The sequence below is a fragment of the Tenacibaculum pacificus genome, from assembly GCF_027941775.1.
GTDB classification, from domain to species: Bacteria; Bacteroidota; Bacteroidia; order Flavobacteriales; family Flavobacteriaceae; genus Polaribacter; species Polaribacter pacificus_A.
Window position 1 is genome coordinate 1,989,827 of record NZ_CP115917.1, and the last position, 21,223, is coordinate 2,011,049.

The window sequence follows — 21,223 nt, forward strand, 5'->3', positions numbered from 1 at the left end:
ATAACTAAAAAAGAAACGCTTTTTTTGATAAAATTTTAATCTTTACTTTTTAAAGAAAGAACTTATCTTTTTTAACAATCCAAAATCTTCTGTATTTTCTGTTTTAGAAGTTATTTTTTCAATATTTCCAACCTGTTGAACATATTTTTCTTGATGACTTTCTTTATAAGAATGCGCTTTCAGAATATCACCTACTTGACTTTTATATTTAACACCTTTTTCTTTATCTACTTGATAAATATAATTTGCATATCCATCAATTTCGGCTAAAACATTAAGTCCACCGTTCCATGTTTTACCTGCTATACCTTCTTTTTCAATTTGATATAACAACGCTCTAAAACGTTTTAATGATTTTTTATTGATATTCAATTTTTCATTTACCACAATACCAGTTACTTCCTGTCGTTGATTTCGCTTCATTATTTTAAGCTTATCAGGATGTAAATTAAAGTTTTCTTCGGATATAATTTTTTTAGAATATTTTAATATCGCTGTAATGTGTTTAAATTGTGCTTGATTTCCCGAAAAAGTAGTATCATCTACATATCGAGAATAAGCAAAACCATATTTAATAGCCAAACCATCTAATCGATAATCCATTTTACGACACAAAATATTAGTTATCGCAGGACTACAAGGCGAACCTTGTGGTAAAAAACGTTCTCCTCTTTGTGAAAAATAATTTTCTCCTAATAAAGAAATATCTAAAATTTTAGATTCTGAACACAACAATGCAAAAACAACCGCTAATTGTTCTGAATATCCTAATGATTTAAAAACTCCCTTTATTCTTTTATAAGTAACCGAAGGAAAAAAGTTTTTCAAATCTTGATTAATAACAACCGCTTTATCTACGTGAGGCTGTGCATTACTAATAATTGATTTTTCTTTTACACAACCATGTGCCTTATCATAAACAATTACTTTATTTAAAATATTTTCTAGAATAAAGTGTTGTGCTCTTTTCAATCGAGGCATTGGAGCAGAAATTAAACGATATCCTCCTGATTTTTTAGCAACTTTAAAACGTTTGTAGTGTTCAATTTGTGAGTTTTTTCTTGAAAAAGCTAAAAATCGAAGCTCATTTACCGTTATTTTCATAGCCTCGGCTAAGTCTTTTACCGAATGATAAATTGGTAAACCAGCTTCTTTCAGTCTTACTTCATCTATTTGAGTGTCGTTTAACTGATGAGAATAACCAGCACCTAAATAAGTAATATCTTCTTTTTTAGTTTGCTGCCATTTTTCGGCTTTTTCCTTACGGATTTGCTCTCTTTTAAGCTTAGTTTCTTTTTGTTTTTCTTTTGATAACTTCTTTCGCTCTTTGTGTTTATTTGCGATAAAAGCATCTGTATCTTTTATTAATCTTTCCTTTTTTACAAGTTTTGATAAATCACCCGATAGGGCATTTTCTTCTTTTAAAAAGGCGTTTACTTTTTCGAAATTTACTTTGTCATCTCCCCAAAAACCTAATCGTTTCATTTCTGAAAGAATAAATTCATGTTTTGATGATTCTTTAATTTTGTCGTAAATCTCTTGTTTTCTCGTAGCTGAATTATCCATAAAACAAAAAAGAGGTAGCAATAAGATGTATATTTTTTTCCCTTCGTACAATTCTAAAGACTGAATTGAACAACTCCAGTGAAATAGGTACTATAGTGCTATTTCACTTCGAAGAAGTTTAACCGGAAATGGCACTATAGTACCTATTTCACAAGTTAAGTTCGAGTCAGTGACGCGTTCGGTGTCTGTAAGCTAGATTGGCGATACACCAATCAAATTGCAAGGTTGTTATCTTATTACTACCAAAGTTTAAATATATTAATTTTTTTTATCAAAAGCGATTCTTGTGGCTAAAATATGTTCACAAGGTCCTTTTGTCATTTTATTTTGATGATAATAACTGCAAACACACTTAGCATCAACAATTTGAAGATCATTATTAATAAGTACACTTGTCTTATAATTATTACTTACTGTCGCATTTATCGTTATATTATTGCCATCAATAGTTGTTTTTAAGTTTTCAACAGCTCCTGACTCCATCAATTCATAGGCTTTTTTATCAATTTCATTAGAAAATCGTAAGCTATCTAAATCGATTCCATCTTTTTTTAATTCCCGAATTCGATATACATTATTCTTTAAATCGTACACTACTTTTCCTGCTTGCGTAAAAGTTTGTAACGATTGCGTTACAATTGTTTTATCCAATCCTAAATCATTAGCCAAATTACTCGGAGTATTTAACCAATCTTTTCGCAATGCCAAATAAATAGTTTGCATCGTTGTTGCAGGAACTTGTCCTCTTGGCGAAAGCAAATCCAAATTAGTTGTCTGTGTCCAATCATTGGCTGTCCATCCAGATAATCCTAATGTAAAATACATATCATTTGCCAAATGAGCAATGTAAAAAGATGGCATACCGCTACCCAATAAATGAACTGTAAATTTAGTAGTAACTGGTAATAATCGTTCTAAAAGCGTTATTCTTCTTCTACCCCAAACTCTTATTTCCTTTTCTTCATCGCCCTCATATATCGATTGTAAACAAGTTACTTCAATATTCCAAGGTTCAAAAACAGCAATAATAGGTTTACCAGGTTTTAAGATATATTTTATCGCCCTTGGTCCTTTCTTCTCTTTGTGCCTTTTTAATACTGCTATAAAATTAGCAATATCCACAGGATGCAAATCAAAAGATACTTTATCACTTGTCATGGCACTACTTACTTGTAAAAAACCACGAACCCAACTATCTGGTAAATCAATTTTTACTTCTCTATAAGTATCTTCCCCTGTTGTTTTTACATCAAAACCTTTTGGATCTACTTTAAATTCGGTTTCTTTATAAGTTCTTATTTTTTGAAACTCATTATACAAAGCCTTAGAATAATCAATGTTAGTTGTTCCGCATTTAAACTCATTTATGTTTTTAAACACATCGTAACCACAAGATAATTTCCCATAAACAGATTCATCTTGACTAAAACACTCAAAAAATATTTGGTCTGGATGTACTGTAATAACAGGATCTAAAACAAACCAAGCAGCATAATCTCGTTTATATAAATAATTAAAATATTTTCGTTGCGCATCATAAAAAGGTTTTGTAATTTCTTCTCTTTTTGAGCGTAATTTTTTTAATTTTTCTTGAACTTCTCTAACATCTTCTTTTAATCCAGATAATTCTGCTGTTGCATCTGCAATCCATACTTCTTCCTGACCTTTTAACCAAGCTAAATATTCTGTATTATCTTTAGGTTGAAAATTAAAATCGGCAATTACTACATGATGTAAGGCTGAAATAGCTTCTCTAAAAGGAATTTTTTTATCTAAGCTTCCTACAAAATACGTAGGTTCTCTTAATACATCTGGTGCAAAACTTACGCCTGTAGATGCAATTCCGTTATTAACTGTACTATTGCCACTATATTTAAAATTAAACTTCATTCTTTTTCTTACTCTTATTTAATTAATAATGGCACTTCTACATCTGTATGTATTTCAGAAATAGTGATTAAAATATCGATAATTTTATCTTTATCAATCGCAGTTTTTGTATCTAAAATGGCTGTTAAAACTCGTACCGTCATTACAGCTATTTCTTTATATTTTTTCGATTGATTTTCTAAAAAATAATACACTCTTGTTTTTGTAGCTCTGTTAGTATTTATATAAAATAAGGTTGTTTTAAAATAATCTTCTAATTGTAAGATAACTTTAATATTATCCGAAGCGTATCCTTCTAAATAATTAGTCACAAAAAACTGCATATTTTTTGTTGGATGTTCCTGTAAATTGATAAGTAACGGCAATCCTTTTTCTTCTGAAAAATGCGTTGTAATTAAACTTCTACCTAACAATTGTACTTGATCTTTTACATGGTCGCATACATATAATAATAATGCAACAGTCCAATTTTTCGTATCAATCGATGTTCTAAAATAAGCATCTGCCCAATCGATAACATCTTGCCAATTCGTATTAAAAATAGGCAATGCTTCTTCTAATTCGTAATTTACTCTGGCTACATTATTTTTGAAATAATCATGTAATTGTGTTCTTACAAAAAATACATCACTATGTGCTAAACGTACTAATTCAGACATTTTTAAGTTATTCATGTCTACTCTTCTTTCAAAAAGTGGCGTTCCTAACTTCTGTGCAAATTCATGTTTTGATAAAATTAACGCTATTATTTCTTCTTCAGATACAGGCTCTTTTTGAGTTCCATAAAATTGTACTAAAATATTAAAACAATTTTGATGTAAACCCTCATAAGTTTCATCTTCTGTTAAAGAAGCTAATAATTTTTTACGTAAATATTCTTTAAATTCTTCATCTAAATGAATTAATTTACGAATTGTTGGTTGTATTGCTTTTCTAACGGCTTCAATGTTCTGAAAAACAAAAACGAATAATATCTTGTTTATTTTCTAATAAAAATTCATCAGGAAAATACGCTAAAAGTTCAATACCTGCAGTTCTTAAAACCGCTTCATCTGAAGTAATATATTCTTTATAAGTATCTTTAAAAAGTTCGTAAACAGATGTAGTATTATGTTTTGCTAAATTAATTGCAAATAACTGATTTGTTACAGAACTTGAAGCCGATAAACTAATAATATATTGAGCAGATGTAGCACTTAATAATTCCCCAAAAAATGTATTTCCGATTAAATAATTAACTGCTATTAAAAATTCAGAAGTATATTTAGAAGGTTCTTCGAACAATGTTATTAAATCATCTATAAATATTGGCGTATTATAAGCTACATCATTTTTATATAAATTGATTAAATAACCAATAACTAAAACCTCATCAGTAAGTAATAATTTTGTTAGTAAAGAAGTACTTGATAAATACGAAGCTTCATATTTATCCAACCATTTTATCCCTAATTCAACAGCTTTTTTATTTTTTGAAGCTAATAAAATCAATAAAATTTCTTCTGAAGCTTGTGTTGTTGCATATTTTTGTTCTAAAACCTCAGCTATTAAATCTAATACCTTCGGATGATAGTGTCGTATTAATTTTGCTAATATTTCTTCGGATATATTTTCTAAAAAATGTGGATTAGCTTTTATAATTTTTAACGAAAAATCAACAGCAATAGTACTTTTTGCATTAGCAAGAATAGACAATACTTCTGCTGGTTCTTGATTCCAAACAGTCGGTAAAATTTCTTCTCTTATAGTATTATCAGTAAGTTCATCTATATAAAACCATTTATTACCTATACATTTAAACCTTGTTGAATTTCCATATAAAACATACATCAAAGCTAAAAACTGATGATATTTAGGATACTTACGATTTTCTACTTCATACTTTCCTTTAGACTCGTTATAAAACCATTCACTAGTTATATTTTCAGGAGCTCTATCTTCTTTATCATTTAAAGAACATAATATCTCTTTGACACAGTCGATATACGCTTCTTGATTATCAATACTTAAATCATATATTTTTCGATACGTTGCTCCGTTAAAATAGTTTTTAGTTTTCCCTGAAAAAGCAATTCTTGGATTCTGTTTTTTCTTTTCTACGGATGCTTCTACCCAATTATAGCTATCATCTGTATATGGATAATCAGACGTATAACTTGGATTACTAATAGCGATTCGTTTAGATACTAATGCAAAAAACTGCGTATCATTTGTTGTATAAGCTGTTCTATAAATATAGCGTACAGATTTAAAAGTGTTTACTTTTAAAGGAATTTTGGCTATTATTTTAAATAAATTAGCTCTCTCCAAGTCATTATTATAGGAATGAATATAAGCATAAAATAACAACATCGGGTTTTTACTTCCTTCTCCTAAAAACTGTGTTGCTAAAGAATCTATTTCAGATTTTGTAATATGCTTTGCAACTTCGTTTTGTACTATTTTTATATTTGTAGCATTTCCATACTTTAAAATATAAGCGGCAGAAATTCTACCTCCAATTGTATTAAAAGTATCTTTTTTGAAAACCTTAATTGCATCTTCAATATAATCTGATTCATTAAAATCGATTAAAACAGAAAGCGCATTATATTGTTCAAACTCATCTGATGAATGAATAAATTGAGCTATTAATGGTATTGCTTCTTTTATTTTTAAAGCACCAACTCTATTTATAATTCTAGATACTTTCCAATTTCGGGTATAAGTTCCTTTTAAAGCTTGATTTAAATACTTTAAAATAGTATCTTTCCTAGTAGTATTTTCTTCTTTCTTCGGATTTTCAAGTTCTTTAGCTTCTTCTGAATATCCTTTTTTTTCTTTACTTCCGACTAATTTATTGAAGATTTTCTCGGCTTCTTCATAAGATACAGGAAAAACAGTTTTTGTTCCTTCTCTTAAACTTGCGCCTCTTCTACCATATCTAAAGTTTACTATAAATAAATCTTGACTTTCACATAAGTCAACTTCATAAACTTTGTCTGATTTTTCGTCTAAAAAATATAATTTCTTTTGTTTGATTAATTTCAAGGCTTAGATTTTTTTTAAGACTTTAAATATATCAATATTTTAGAAGATACTCGCCTATTTATTGTTTTTAACACGTATTTACTTTTAAAATAAGAAGTAAATACGTGTTTTTTTAATTTAAACCATTTTTAAGATTTATTAAAATTGCTTCTTTTAATGAATCTTCTAAAAAAGAAATAGCTCTTTTACTTCTAATACCCGATTTACAATATACAATTACAGGTTTCGTTGTATCAATTTCATTTAATCGGTCTGGTAATTCTACTAAACGAATATGCTGACCACCAATATGATGTTGTTCTCTTTCCCAATCTTCACGAACATCTAATAGATTATATTTTAATAAATCACCTTGTAATTCTTCTATTGTTATTTCGTTTTCAGCTTCAATAATCCCACAGAAAAAATCATAATTTTCTTCTAATTTTGTAACTGATGCTTCTGATGTTTTTTCAAAATCTAAAACCATTTGACGCATTGTTAATGAGTCATACATCAATAGTTTATTAGCTAAAACATCACCTATTTCACAAATTATTTTAATAGTTTCATTAGCTTGTAAACTACCTATAATTCCTGGTAAAACACCTAAAACACCTATTTGCGAACAATTTGGTGATTCATCTGGTTTTGGTGGCGTAGGATATAAACATCTGTATGTTCCGCTTCCTTGATAATTAAATACACTTACTTGTCCTTCAAACTTAAAAATCGCTCCATATACCAATGGTTTTTTTGTAATTACCGAAGCATCATTTGTTAAATAACGAGTTGAAAAATTATCACTTCCATCAACAATAACATCATATTCTTCAAATAATGAAATAGCATTTAATCGTGTTAATTGTTCTTTATATACGTTAAATTTTACAAACGGATTTAACTTTGATAATCGTTTTGCTGCAGTTTCTGCTTTTGAAACTCCAATATCATCAATTGTATATAAAATTTGACGTTGTAAATTACTTTGATCTACCACATCATCATCAATAATACCAATTGTACCAACACCTGCTGCTGTTAAATATTGTAATACAGGACAGCCTAATCCGCCAGCACCTATTACTAAAACTTTAGCCTTTTTTAATTTTAACTGCCCTACTGAACCTATTTTCTCTAAAATAAGGTGGCGGTTATATTGTTTTTTTTCTTCTTCTGTTAAGTTCATTTTTTTTATATTGATTCAAACTGTTCCCAGTCTTTCCAAACCACTTCTAAACCTTGTTCTTTTAACATTTTCACTACTTCTTCGGTGCTTCTTTCATCAGAAATCTCAAACTGCTCTAACGATTGAGGTTCAACCGTATAACCACCTGGATTTGTTTTTGATTCTGCACTAATAGAAGTAGCGCCTAAATTTACAATATTATTTCTAAAAACCTCACTTTCTCTTGTTGACATTGATAGCTCAATATCTTCGTCTAGCAAACGAAAAGCACAAATTAATTGCACCAAATCACTATCTGTCATTTCAACTTTTGGTTCTAATCCACCAGAATGCGGTCGTAACCTCGGAAACGAAATAGAATACTTTGTTTTCCAATATGTTTTTTGTAGATATTTTAAATGTAATGCTGTAAAAAAACTATCAGCACGCCAATCTTCTAATCCGAATAAAGCACCTAATCCTATTTTATGAATTCCTGCTTTTCCTAATCTATCAGGCGTATCTAAACGGTAATCAAAATTAGATTTTTTTCCCTTCGGATGATGTTTCTTATACTCCTCTCTGTGATATGTTTCTTGATAAACCAACACAGCATATAATCCTGCTTCAATTAACGATTCATACTCTTCTTGATCCAAAGGCTGAACCTCGATAGTAATATTTGAAAATTGAGAACGAATTAACTGAATCGCATTTTTAATATAATCTACACCAACTGTTTTATTTGCTTCACCTGTAACTAACAAAATATGATCGTATCCTTTATCTTTTAAAAAAGCAACCTCTTTTAAAATTTCAGCATCTAATAAAGTACGTCTAGGTATTTTATTGGTCATACTAAATCCGCAATACGTACAAATATTCTGACACTCATTACTCAAATACATTGGCGCATACATTTGTATGGTATTACCAAAGCGTTTTTTAGTAAGCAAGCTACTTTTTTGAGCCATTTGCTCAATATACGGACGTGCAGCAGGAGATATTAATGCTTTAAAATCTTCTAAATCTAATTTATCTTTTGATAAAGCATATTCTACTTCAACAGTTGTTTTATCAAAAATACTTTTTAAGTTATCATCCCAATTATACGTATCAAAAAGTTCTTTAAAATTACTCATATTTTAATTTAAAAAACTAGTTAACGGACTACTTGCAACTGCTTGTTTTTGAACAGGTGCTAGTTTTGCTTCATATGCCATTCTTCCAGCTTCAACAGCCATTTTGAATGCTTTTGCCATTGCCACAGGATTTTGAGATACAGCAATTGCTGTATTTACTAAAACTGCATCAGCTCCTAATTCCATTGCATATGCTGCATGCGATGGTGCTCCAATACCAGCATCAACAATTACAGGAACGTTTGATTGTTCTATAATAATTTCTAAAAAATCTTGTGTTTTTAAGCCTTTATTACTTCCTATTGGTGCGCCTAATGGCATTACACATTGTGTTCCAACATCTTCTAAACGCTTACATAAAACAGGATCAGCATGAATATAAGGCATCACTACAAAACCTTTTTTAACCAATTCTTCGGATGCTTTTAATGTTTCAATAGCATCGGGTAATAAATACCTAGGATCGGGATGAATTTCTAATTTAACCCAATTTGTTTCTAATGCTTCTCTTGATAATTCTGCTGCAAAAACTGCTTCTTTTGCCGTTCGAACACCTGATGTATTTGGCAACAAACTAATATGAGGATGTATTAAATGTGTTAAAATATCATCCTCTTTATCTTGAACGTCTACTCTTTTTAAAGCAACGGTTATCAATTCACTTTCAGAAACTAATAATGCTTCTTTCATTAATTTTGATGAACTAAATTTCCCTGTACCCGTAAATAATCGAGATGTAAATTCTTTATCTGCTATTTTTAATATATCGTTCATTTTTTGTTTTTAAAAAACTACTTGTCATCCATCTTGTACACTTGTTCTTGTGTGCTAGGTGAACTTAAAATTTTATGAAAAACAGGAATACTTGTAAAATCTTTGGTAATAGCTCCTGATACAGCAACTCCATAAATACCTGTTTGTACAATTTCTGCAACATCATCTAAAGTAATGCCTCCAATAGCAATTATTGGTGTTTCTGTTTGTAGCTCTTCTATTAGTTTTTTATATCCTGATGTTCCTAAAACAGGGCTTAAATTCTTTTTAGTTTCAGTAAAACGAAAAGGACCTAAACCGATATAATCTACTTTTTTATCTAATAGAACTTTACATTCTTCTAATGTGTTTGCAGTTCCTCCAATGGCATAAAATTTACCCAAATAAGCACGTACTTTTAACGGACAATCATCTTTTTTACCTAAATGAACACCATCTGCATTTACTTCTTTGGCAACTCTGTAGTAATCGTTTATAATTAATCTTGTTTGATAATGAGCCGTTAATTCTCTGGCTTTCTTTGCGGTTTCTAAAATTGTTTTAGGATCAAAACCTTTTAATCGTAACTGTACCCATTCTGCTCCTGAAGCACAAGCTGTTTGAATATGATCTAAATGATCTTGTGCTGTTTTCCCCTGTGTTATGTACTGTAATTTACTTATCATCTTATTTATAATTATGCGTTCCTAGTAACGATTTGTTTGAATTTAAAAATTGTTCGGTATACCATTTCGTGTTTTTACAAGCATCTTCTAAAGAAAATTTTAACGCTAAATTAGCCGCTAAAGCGGATGACAAAACACAACCGCTTCCGTGTTTTTCAGAAACAACAGTTGTTATGGGCGGAATATTTAGTTTTACTATTTTACTATAATAAATCTCATCCCAACCTTTTTTATCTGCTCTATGTCCTCCTTTTAAATAGATATTTGTTTTTTCTGAAATAAAATCAATTGTTTCCTCAATATTTTTAACAGGAAATAAGGCTTTTATCTCATCATAATTTGGTGTTACAAAATAACAATTTTGCAATACTGTTTCAAATACCTTTAAATTTTGTGTGCTATGAAAATCGAATCCTGCACTTGCTTTCAAAACAGGATCTAAAATAATTTTTATATTCGGATTTTCACTTTTTAAAGCTAAAACAACAGTTAATAAAACTTCCCAAGATTGAATAATTCCTATTTTTACAACAGCAATTTCAAAACGTTCAAATAATGTTTCAATTTGATTGAGTATTATTTGTTCTTCAATCCAAATACAATTTTTAAAAGCGATATCATTTTGAACGGTCACAGCGGTACACACCGACAATCCATGTAAACCATGTGCTTCAAAGGTTTTAATATCTGAAGTAATGCCCGCACCACTTGACGGGTCAAGCCCTGCAATGGTGAGTATGTAATTTTGTGTTTTCAAATTTTAACGCTTTATTGTAATGAATCAAACTCTTTTTGGATGTTTTTAAAACTTTCTACAGGATTTTCAGAATTCCAAACACCACCTAAAACACCAATTCCTTGAAAACCTAATTCAATGGTTGGCGCTATGGTTTTAGTTGTAATTCCGCCCATACCTACAATTGTTTTATGAATATTATTGACATCAAAATTTCTTCCTTCGTATCCTTTTTTTGAGATAGATGAAAAAACGGGACTTAATAAATGGTAATCAAATTCGATATCACAAGCTGATAACTCTTCAGGCTCATTAAAAGAACTACTCATTGTTTTACCTAACATTTGTAAACCTATAAAATAACGACTACCATTTTCTAACGCATCACGCCTTTTTTGTTCTTGAAAATGAATTCCTTTTAAAGAATATTCATTGACTAGTTTATGAAAATAATGTATTACTATTCGATTATGGTATTTTTCTGATACCTCATTTAAATAGGAAACATGCGCTTCGTAATTTTTAAATGGTTTTCTTAAATGATAATACTCCAAACCCGCTTCAAATAATTGATGTAATATTTGCACTTCATTTTTTACATCTTTTTCTGGGGATATAAGGACTATCATATTCATTTAATTTTAGGGATACTTATTTCGGTAAAAATAAAGTAATTTATTCTTGGAACGGCAAATTACTTACACTCTACTTTTTAATAATAACGGGGGACGTTACGGGGGGCTTTTTTTGGGTTAGGGATTGCAGTGGCATCCTTTTTTATTTTTTTTCAAAATAAAAAAGATATAACGGAAAGCCCGACTACGCCTTTTTTCAAGGCGTAGGAACCTCCCTCTTCTTCTTTTTTTCTTCCTCTTCTTCTTACTTTTATTTTATAAATATACTTCTGATCCTTTTTCTATAAATTCTTTTGATTTCTCTTCCATTCCTTTGGCGATTACTTCATTATCGACAATGTCGTTAACGGCAGCAAAATCACGAACTTCTTGTGAAATTTTCATTGAACAGAATTTTGGACCACACATAGAACAAAAGTGTGCTACTTTAGCTCCGGCAGCAGGTAAAGTTTCATCATGATATTCACGAGCACGCTCAGGATCTAATCCTAAATTAAATTGATCTTCCCAACGGAATTCAAAACGAGCCATACTTAAAGCATTATCTCTGTGCTGAGAACCTGGATGTCCTTTTGCTAAATCGGCAGCATGAGCCGCTAATTTATAAGTAATTACTCCTACTCTTACGTCTTCTTTATTTGGTAATCCTAAATGTTCTTTTGGAGTTACATAACATAACATTGCGCATCCGTACCAACCAATCATAGCTGCTCCAATTCCTGAAGTAATATGGTCGTAACCAGGTGCAATATCTGTTGTTAAAGGTCCTAAAGTGTAAAAAGGAGCTTCATCGCAAAGTTCAATTTGCTTCTCCATATTTTCTTTAATCATGTGCATTGGCACGTGACCTGGTCCTTCAATAAAACACTGAACTTCGTGCTTACGAGCTATTTGAGTTAACTCTCCTAAAGTTTCTAATTCAGCAAATTGTGCTTCATCATTGGCATCAGCTACCGAACCTGGGCGTAATCCATCACCTAAAGAAAAAGCAACATCGTACTGTTTTAATATTTCACAAATATCTTCGAAATGTGTGTATAAAAAGCTTTCTTTATGATGTGCTAAACACCATTTTGCCATAATAGAACCTCCACGAGAAACGATTCCTGTAACACGTTTTGCTGTCATTGGTACGTAACGCAATAAAACTCCTGCGTGAATCGTAAAATAATCAACTCCTTGTTCAGCTTGTTCTATTAAAGTATCACGGAAAATCTCCCATGTTAAATCTTCAGCAACACCGTTTACTTTTTCTAATGCTTGATAAATTGGCACTGTTCCTACTGGTACTGGTGAGTTACGGATAATCCACTCACGAGTTTCATGAATATTTTCTCCTGTAGATAAATCCATAATATTATCTGCTCCCCAACGACAAGCCCAAACTGCTTTTTCTACTTCTTCTTCAATAGAAGATGTTACGGCAGAATTACCAATATTTGCATTTATTTTTACTAAGAAGTTTCTACCTAAAATCATAGGTTCTGCTTCTGGATGATTTATGTTTGATGGAATAATTGCACGACCTCTTGCTACTTCTGATCTTACAAATTCTGGCGTAATTTTCTCTGGAATATTAGCACCAAAATGTTCACCTTTATGTTGTTTTCTAATTTCGGTCATTTCATCTATTCGTTGATTTTCACGAATAGCGATATATTCCATTTCTGGCGTAATGATTCCTTTTTTAGCGTAATGTAATTGTGTTACATTCTGCCCTTTTTTAGCACGTAAAGGATTTTTTAATAACTTAAAACGCATATGATCTAAACTAGCATCATTTAAACGTTCGTTACAGTATTTTGAAGAAAACTTAGTCAACTGCTCAACATCTCCACGGTCTTTAATCCAAGATTCACGAATTCTTTCAATTCCTGCGTGTACGTCAATTTTTTTAGCAGGATCAGTATATGGTCCTGAAGTATCATATACAGTTACTGGTTCGTTTGGCGTTTTCTTTTTGGTCATAGAATCAACCGTATCACTTAACGAAATTTCACGCATTGCTACTTTAATTTGCGGGTGAATTTTTCCGCTTACATAAATTTTCTGTGAATTAGGAAATGGACTTCTAGTAATTCCTTCTTGTTTTGGTGCAGTGTCTTTGTTCTTCATTTGATAATTTAGTTTTTCTTTTACTTTTTTAAATAAAAATCAACCTGAGTTTTATCCTCCTTGAGTTGATTTTATAATTAAAATATCATCATTATGTTGAAGTAACTTTAAAGACCAATCAGTTTTTTTAACCACACTACTATTTATAGCAATAGCAATTCCATTCGTTTGAATATTTAAATATTCAACGAACTGTTGTAATGTTAAGGTTTCTAAAATTTGATGTTCTTTTTGGTTTACTTTTATAGTAATCATATTTATAAAATATTACTGTAAACCAAATGGTGGTAGTATTTCGATATATTATCGAACATAACTTTTTCCTACGTTGGTCTTAACCAAATCAGGTTCTAAGGATGTTTCTCAAACTAATTTAATAGCTACTCCTAAAGTTTACAAGACAAATGTATGCTTTAATTAAATAAAACAACTTATTTTAAATTGATTTTTAACTTTATTTTTTTGTTTTTATTGATTTTCAACTCAATTTCAAATAGTTAAATCATTTATAAAAAACAAAGCCTATCTTTTATAAAAGATAGGCTTTAAAAAATATTTTAAGATTTTATATCTAGTATAATTCTTTAATTGTTTCTGTAATTTGATTTAAAACATCAAAAGCAGTTTCTGCCATTTTATTTCCTTTTAAATCTAATAAAGGATTTACTTCTACAAATTCAACACAAGCTACTTTTTTACTAGCTAATAATCCGTTTATAATTTGAACTATTTCTTTATCGTCAAAACCTTTTGCAACTGGTGTACCTGTACCATAAGAAATCATATCACAATCCATTGCATCAACATCAAAAGACACATAAATAATGTCACAATTAGATAATTTTTCTAATGCTTCATTTACACAAACTTCTAAACCTCGGTAACGAACCTCTGCAACCATATAGTTTTTAATACCATATTTTTCCATTTGTTTTTCCTCTGGCTCTTCGGTATCTCTAACACCAAAAAAGATAATATCTTCAGGTAATACTTTTTGACCTGGTGTTCCTATATTTTTCATTCTATCCCATAAATCAGCAGTTTCTCTATCTACATCATTTATTTGACAGTCTAAATTATTATCAGAAATAACAGCTCCTAATGGCATACCATGAATATTACCTGAAGGAGATGTATATGGCGTATGTAAATCACCATGAGCATCAATCCAAATAACACCAACTTTTTTTGTTGGGTTTGCTGCTTTAACACCACTAATAGTTCCTAAAGCTGATGAATGATCTCCTGAAAGTACTATTGGAAAATTACCTTCTTGTAAATTAACCTTAACGTGATTACTTACTCTTTTACATTGATTAAAAACACTCTTTATTTGTTTACCAAATGAGTTGTTTTTTTTATCGTAAATAGATTCATTTTCTGTAATTACATCTTCAAATTCAAAACGATTAAAAAAATCGTTATTTTGATTGATAGCAGCTATTTCTATGGCATCAATTCCCATATCAGCACCACGTGTTCCTGCACCAATATCAGATCTGTTTTTAATAATTTTTATTGAACTCATTATTATTCTGTTTTGTAATCTTATTTATTTGTCTATAAAAAAATGCCATAATTAAATGGCATTTTAATGTTTTTTTTATCTTTTACTAACCTCTACAAATGCTCTGTGATTTGCTCCTGTATAAATTTGGCGAGGTCTTCCAATAGGCTCTTTACCTAAACGCATTTCTCTCCATTGTGCTATCCATCCAGGTAAACGTCCTAAAGCAAACATTACTGTAAACATCTCTACAGGAATTCCCATTGCTCTGTATATAATCCCTGAATAAAAATCTACATTTGGATATAATTTTCTATCAACAAAATAAGGGTCACTTAAAGCTTCTTCAGCCAATCCTTTTGCTATCTCTAAAATAGGATCATCAATACCTAAATCATTTAAAACTTCCTCTGCAGCAACTTTAATAATTTTTGCTCTTGGATCAAAGTTTTTATAAACACGGTGTCCGAATCCCATTAAACGGAAAGGATCGTTTTTATCTTTCGCTTTAGCCATATACTTTTTAGTATCTCCACCATCAGCTTTGATAGCTTCTAACATTTCTAAAACGGCTTGATTTGCTCCACCATGTAATGGTCCCCATAAAGCTGAAATACCTGCTGAAAGTGATGCAAATAATCCTGCGTGAGAAGAACCTGTTATTCTTACTGTAGATGTTGAACAGTTTTGCTCATGATCAGCATGTAAAATCAATAATTTATTTAATGCATTTACAACTATATCATTTCTAACATAATCTTTATTAGGTTGCTTAAACATCATCTTATAAGTGTTCTCTACATATCCTAAATTACAGTCACCATAATCTAAAGGAAGTCCTTGTTTTTTACGCATTGTCCATGCTACTAATACAGGAAATTTACCTAAAATTTTAACAATTGCATTATACATCTCTTCTTCTGAATCTACATTTACAGAAGTAGGATTAAATGCTGTTAAAGCAGATGTTAATGATGAAATAACACCCATTGGATGTGCAGTTCTAGGAAATGCATCTACTATTTTTCTGATATCTTCATCAACTATAGATTGTGCACAAATATCTTTTTTAAACTTTTCTAATTCACCTGCAGTTGGTAATTCTCCAAAAATTAATAAAAAAGCTACTTCTAAAAAATCTGATTTTTCTGCTAATTCTTCAATAGAATAACCTCTATATCTTAAAATTCCTTCTTCACCATTTAAAAATGTAATAGCACTTAAACAAGAACCTGTGTTTTTATACCCTGGATCAATAGTAATAACACCTCCAGAAGCTCCTCTTAAAGTTTTGATATCAATTGCAGTTTCATTTTCAGTTCCTTTAATTAAAGGAAATTCATATGTATTTTCACCTATTTGTAGTTTTGCTATATCTGCCATTTTTTTCTTATTTTTTTTGGGGTTGAAGTCAGTTGCGAATATACTATTTTTAAAAGTATTTTAAAAATAGGCTTCTATAGATTTTTACATTCATAGGCATATTTATCTTATAATTTATAATAGAATAATAAATTTTTATTCTGATAATCATTTATAGATAACACTAACTTTTTAAGTATCTTAAACTAAGATAATTCAAAAAACAATATGATTATTCACTTAATTCAAGAAATATAAAATTACAATGGTGATAAATAAATAATACTTAAAAAATGATTATGATGATTATCATTGTTTTTTTTTATATTTATGATAAATAAACAACAGATTTCATATCATAAAAAAACTCATGCCTAAACATGAGTTTTACTTTTTTTTTAATACAGAGTACTTTATATTTTAGAGATACTTTCATTATAAAATTCTTAAAATAAAGCTATTTAAGTGTGTCTTTTTAATGGTATTCTGTATAAATATATAATTAAAATAATTATTTAATTTTAAAAGCTTTGTCTTGTGGAAAATAAGCTGTTCCATCTAATTCTTCTTCAATACGTAATAATTGATTGTATTTTGCCATTCTATCAGAACGAGAAGCTGAACCAGTTTTAATCTGTCCACAGTTCAAAGCGACTGCTAAATCAGCAATTGTATTATCTTCTGTTTCACCAGAACGATGACTCATTACAGAAGTATAACCTGCATTATGTGCCATATTTACTGCTGAAATTGTTTCAGTTAAAGTTCCTATTTGGTTTACTTTAATTAAAATTGAATTTGCAATTCCATTTTCAATTCCTCTAGATAAACGCTCTACATTAGTTACAAATAAATCGTCTCCAACTAATTGTACCTTATCACCAGAAATTTCAGTTAAATACTTCCAACCTTCCCAGTCGTTTTCATCCATACCATCTTCAATAGAAATAATAGGATATTTTTCAGCTAAAGAAGCTAAATAATCTGCTTGTTCTTTACTTGTTCTGATTTTTCCTTTAGCTCCTTCAAACTTAGTATAATCATATTTACCATCAACAAAAAATTCAGCGGCAGCACAATCTAAAGCAATCATAACTTCTTCTCCGAATTTGTATCCTGCATTTTTAGTTGCTAAAGCAATTGTTTCAATAGCATCTTCAGTACCGTCTAAAGTTGGTGCAAAACCTCCTTCATCTCCAACTGCTGTTGATAAATTTCTATCATGTAAAACACTTTTTAAATGATGAAAAATTTCAGAACCAATTTTCATTGCTTCTGTAAAGTTTTTAGCTTTAACAGGCATTATCATAAATTCTTGAAATGCAATTGGTGCATCAGAATGTGATCCTCCGTTAATGATATTCATCATTGGAACAGGTAATGTATTTGCAGAAACACCACCAATATATCTATATAAAGGTAAACCTAACTCATTTGCAGCAGCTTTTGCTACCGCTAAAGAAACACCTAAAATAGCATTTGCTCCTAAAACAGATTTATTTGGAGTACCATCTAAATCGATCATAAGTTGATCAATCATGTTTTGTTCAAAAACAGATACTCCTAATAATTCTTGAGAAATTAATGTATTAACGTTTTTTACAGCGTTTAATACTCCTTTACCCATATAATCTTTTCCGCCATCACGTAATTCAACAGCTTCGTGTTCTCCTGTAGAAGCTCCTGAAGGAACTGCTGCTCTACCAATAACACCATTTTCTGTAGTAACATCTACTTCTACAGTTGGATTACCTCTTGAATCAAAAATTTGACGTGCGTGAATGTTGATTATAATACTCATAATTGTTTCTTTTTAATATAGATTCCCGTAACTTTTAATGTACGGGAATCTTAATTTTTATAATTCTATTTTATAAACTGAAGCTCATTTATTTTGATAAAATGATTATGCTTCAGTTTTTGCTTTTTTGATATTTTCAATAAACTCATCAAATAAGTATTCCGCATCATGTGGTCCAGGACTTGCTTCTGGATGATACTGAACTGAAAATACATTTTTAGATTTCATTCTGATACCAGCAACAGTATGATCATTTAAATGTACATGTGAAATTTCTACATCATTATGAGCTTCTGTTTCTTCTCTATTAATAGCAAAACCATGGTTTTGAGAAGTAATTTCACCTTTACCTGTAATTAAGTTTTTTACAGGATGATTAATACCTCTATGTCCATTATGCATTTTATAAGTAGAAATTCCGTTAGCTAAAGCAATTACTTGGTGTCCTAAACAGATTCCAAATAAAGGTAAATTTCTTGCTATAATTTCTTTTGCTGTATTTTGAGCATCTACTAAAGGCTCAGGATCTCCAGGACCATTTGAGATAAAATAACCATCAGGATTAAAATCACTCATTTGCTCAAAAGTAGCATTATAAGGATATACTTTTATATATGCTCCTCTTTTTACTAAGTTTCTTAAGATATTCTTTTTAATTCCAATATCTAATGCAGATACTTTAATTGGTGAGTTTTCATCTCCAACAAAATATGGTTCTTTAGTTGATACTCTAGAAGCTAGCTCTAAACCTTCCATGTTAGGCGTATCTGCTAACTGTTTCTTTAAATCTTCTATATTATCTACATCTGTAGAAATAATAGCATTCATAGCTCCGTTATCTCTAATATAAGCAACCAATGCTCTGGTGTCTACATCAGAAATAGCAACTAAGTTATGTTTTTTAAACCAGTCTAATAAATTTCCATCAGAATCTACACGAGAATGTGTAAAACTAAAATTACGACAAATTAATCCAGAAATTTTAATTCCTTCAGACTCTACTTCTTCGTTGTTAATTCCGTAATTACCAATATGTGCATTGGTTGTTACCATTAATTGACCAAAATAAGAAGGATCAGTAAATACTTCTTGGTAACCAGTCATACCTGTATTAAAACAAATTTCTCCAGTTGAAGTGCCTTCTATTCCAATAGACTTTCCATAGAAGATAGTTCCGTCTGCTAACAAAACTAGTGCTTTTTTACGTTGTTGATATTTCATTTAGTATGTGTTGTATCTTTTGAGTGCAAAAATATAAAAAAAAGGGATAAACATTAAATGTTTATCCCTTTGATATAATTTATAAAAATTTTCATTTTTATTCTTCTTCTTGTGAAGTTTGAGTTTCAGCAGCTGCATCAGCAGTCTTAGCTCCACCACGACGGCTACGACGAGTGTTCTTTTTAGCTTTGTTTCCTTTTGGATTGTAAATTTCGTTGTAATCAACTAATTCAACCATTGCCATAGGAGCATTATCTCCCTGACGGTTTCCTAATTTGATGATACGTACATATCCTCCTGGTCTGTCTCCAATCTTTACAGAAACTTCTTTAAATAATTCCGTTACAGCTTCTTTGCTACGTAAATAGCTAAATACTGTACGACGATTATGAGTTGTATCTGTTTTAGATTTAGTAATAATAGGCTCAATAAACGTACGAAAAGCTTTCGCTTTAGCTACAGTTGTGTTAATACGTTTGTGCTCTATTAAAGAACATCCCATATTAGCTAACATTGCCTTTCTGTGCGCTGTTTGTCTACCTAAATGATTAAATTTCTTTCCGTGTCTCATGACTTTGGTTTTTAGCTTTCATCTTGCTACAACCCTTTTTGGGGAGCAAAATATGAAAGGTTAATCTCTATCTAATTTGTATTTGCTTAAATCCATTCCAAAATTAAGGCTCTTATTTGCCACTAACTCATCTAATTCAGTTAATGATTTTTTACCGAAATTTCTAAATTTCATTAAATCGCTTTTATTGAACGATACTAAATCTCCTAAAGTATCTACTTCAGCAGCTTTTAAACAGTTTAAAGCACGAACAGATAAATCCATATCTACTAATTTCGTCTTTAATAACTGACGCATATGTAATGATTCCTCATCGTATGTTTCAGTTTGTGCAATTTCATCTGCCTCTAAAGTGATACGCTCATCAGAGAATAACATAAAGTGGTGGATTAAAATTTTTGCAGCTTCTGTTAAAGCATCCTTAGGGTTGATAGAACCGTCAGTATCAATATCGAAAACTAATTTTTCGAAATCGGTCTTTTGCTCTACACGAAAATTTTCAACAGCATATTTTACATTCTTTATAGGAGTGTAAATAGAATCTGTAAAAATTGTTCCTAATGGTGCACCTGGTCTTTTGTTTTCTTCTGCGGGTACAAAACCTCTACCTTTTTCGATAGTGATTTCAGCGTTAAAACTTACTGATTTATCCAAGTTAAATAATACTAAATCTGAATTTAATACTTGAAAACCTGAAGTAAATTTCTGTAAATCTCCTGCAGTAAATTGCTCTTGACCTGACACTGCTATAGATACTGTTTCTCTATCAGTATCTTCAATTTGTTTCTTAAAACGAACTTGTTTTAAATTTAAAATGATTTCTGTAATATCTTCTACAACTCCTTGAATTGTTGAAAACTTCATGGTCAACACCGTCAACACGTAATGATGTGATAGCAAACCCTTCTAATGAAGATAATAAAACTCTTCTTAAAGCGTTACCAACTGTTAATCCAAAACCTGGTTCAAGAGGTCTGAATTCAAATCTTCCTGAAAAATCAGTAGATTCGATCATTATTACTTTATCAGGCTTTTGAAAATTTAAAATTGCCATTTTTCTT

The 21,223-nt window shown here is 30.3% G+C and carries 17 protein-coding genes, 1 pseudogene and 1 riboswitch; all 18 genes and pseudogenes read right to left on the reverse strand.

What is annotated here, in order from left to right; translation table 11 throughout:
* Window positions 1-42: 42 nt before the first annotated feature.
* The 18 genes and pseudogenes from PG913_RS09020 to PG913_RS09105 all read right to left on the reverse strand — a co-directional run bounded on the left by PG913_RS09020 (window position 43) and on the right by PG913_RS09105 (window position 21,216).
* Window positions 43-1,566 carry a reverse transcriptase family protein gene (locus PG913_RS09020; RefSeq protein WP_271230428.1) on the reverse strand — a complete coding sequence of 508 codons (1,524 nt, stop codon included), beginning with the start codon at window positions 1,564-1,566 and terminating at the stop codon, window positions 43-45.
* A gap of 258 nt (window positions 1,567-1,824) precedes the next feature.
* On the reverse strand, window positions 1,825-3,456 hold the full coding sequence (locus PG913_RS09025; RefSeq protein WP_271230429.1) for an SWIM zinc finger family protein: 1,632 nt from the start codon (window positions 3,454-3,456) through the stop codon (window positions 1,825-1,827).
* 14 nt (window positions 3,457-3,470) lie between these two features.
* The gene (locus PG913_RS09030) at window positions 3,471-4,130 is read right to left on the reverse strand and encodes a hypothetical protein (RefSeq protein ID WP_271230430.1); all 660 of its coding nucleotides are present in this window, start codon (window positions 4,128-4,130) and stop codon (window positions 3,471-3,473) included.
* Between the two features lie 268 nt (window positions 4,131-4,398).
* Window positions 4,399-6,486: a WGR domain-containing protein gene (locus PG913_RS09035; RefSeq protein ID WP_271230431.1), complete on the reverse strand. Its 2,088-nt coding sequence runs from the start codon at window positions 6,484-6,486 to the stop codon at window positions 4,399-4,401.
* Between the two features lie 112 nt (window positions 6,487-6,598).
* On the reverse strand, window positions 6,599-7,654 hold the full coding sequence (gene moeB / locus PG913_RS09040) for a HesA/MoeB/ThiF family protein (protein WP_271230432.1): 1,056 nt from the start codon (window positions 7,652-7,654) through the stop codon (window positions 6,599-6,601).
* Between the two features lie 5 nt (window positions 7,655-7,659).
* The gene (thiH, locus tag PG913_RS09045; RefSeq protein ID WP_271230433.1) at window positions 7,660-8,775 is read right to left on the reverse strand and encodes a 2-iminoacetate synthase ThiH; all 1,116 of its coding nucleotides are present in this window, start codon (window positions 8,773-8,775) and stop codon (window positions 7,660-7,662) included.
* A gap of 3 nt (window positions 8,776-8,778) precedes the next feature.
* Window positions 8,779-9,549, reverse strand: a complete 771-nt coding sequence (locus PG913_RS09050) for a thiazole synthase (protein WP_262908569.1) — start codon at window positions 9,547-9,549, stop codon at window positions 8,779-8,781.
* Window positions 9,550-9,566: 17 nt separating this feature from the next.
* A complete protein-coding gene (gene thiE, locus PG913_RS09055) occupies window positions 9,567-10,214 on the reverse strand; it encodes a thiamine phosphate synthase (RefSeq protein ID WP_271230434.1) in 648 nt (215 codons plus the stop codon).
* Window position 10,215: 1 nt separating this feature from the next.
* Complete coding sequence (locus tag PG913_RS09060; RefSeq protein ID WP_271230435.1) at window positions 10,216-10,971, reverse strand: hydroxymethylpyrimidine/phosphomethylpyrimidine kinase; 756 nt, start codon at window positions 10,969-10,971, stop codon at window positions 10,216-10,218.
* An 11-nt stretch (window positions 10,972-10,982) separates the two neighbouring features.
* Entirely contained in the window at window positions 10,983-11,579 is a 597-nt protein-coding gene (locus PG913_RS09065) for a thiamine phosphate synthase (protein WP_271230436.1), read from the reverse strand.
* Window positions 11,580-11,840: 261 nt separating this feature from the next.
* Entirely contained in the window at window positions 11,841-13,700 is a 1,860-nt protein-coding gene (thiC, locus tag PG913_RS09070) for a phosphomethylpyrimidine synthase ThiC (RefSeq protein WP_271230437.1), read from the reverse strand.
* A 51-nt stretch (window positions 13,701-13,751) separates the two neighbouring features.
* Window positions 13,752-13,955: a sulfur carrier protein ThiS gene (thiS, locus tag PG913_RS09075; protein ID WP_271230438.1), complete on the reverse strand. Its 204-nt coding sequence runs from the start codon at window positions 13,953-13,955 to the stop codon at window positions 13,752-13,754.
* A 48-nt stretch (window positions 13,956-14,003) separates the two neighbouring features.
* A riboswitch (TPP riboswitch) is annotated at window positions 14,004-14,098 on the reverse strand.
* 173 nt (window positions 14,099-14,271) lie between these two features.
* Complete coding sequence (locus PG913_RS09080) at window positions 14,272-15,228, reverse strand: arginase (RefSeq protein WP_271230439.1); 957 nt, start codon at window positions 15,226-15,228, stop codon at window positions 14,272-14,274.
* A 75-nt stretch (window positions 15,229-15,303) separates the two neighbouring features.
* The gene (locus PG913_RS09085) at window positions 15,304-16,590 is read right to left on the reverse strand and encodes a citrate synthase (RefSeq protein ID WP_271230440.1); all 1,287 of its coding nucleotides are present in this window, start codon (window positions 16,588-16,590) and stop codon (window positions 15,304-15,306) included.
* Between the two features lie 490 nt (window positions 16,591-17,080).
* On the reverse strand, window positions 17,081-18,370 hold the full coding sequence (gene eno, locus PG913_RS09090) for a phosphopyruvate hydratase (protein ID WP_271230441.1): 1,290 nt from the start codon (window positions 18,368-18,370) through the stop codon (window positions 17,081-17,083).
* 105 nt (window positions 18,371-18,475) lie between these two features.
* The gene (carA, locus tag PG913_RS09095; protein ID WP_271230442.1) at window positions 18,476-19,591 is read right to left on the reverse strand and encodes a glutamine-hydrolyzing carbamoyl-phosphate synthase small subunit; all 1,116 of its coding nucleotides are present in this window, start codon (window positions 19,589-19,591) and stop codon (window positions 18,476-18,478) included.
* Between the two features lie 97 nt (window positions 19,592-19,688).
* Window positions 19,689-20,162, reverse strand: a complete 474-nt coding sequence (rplQ, locus tag PG913_RS09100) for a 50S ribosomal protein L17 (protein ID WP_271230443.1) — start codon at window positions 20,160-20,162, stop codon at window positions 19,689-19,691.
* A gap of 60 nt (window positions 20,163-20,222) precedes the next feature.
* A pseudogene (locus PG913_RS09105) lies at window positions 20,223-21,216 on the reverse strand (DNA-directed RNA polymerase subunit alpha).
* Between the last annotated feature and the right edge of the window lie 7 nt (window positions 21,217-21,223).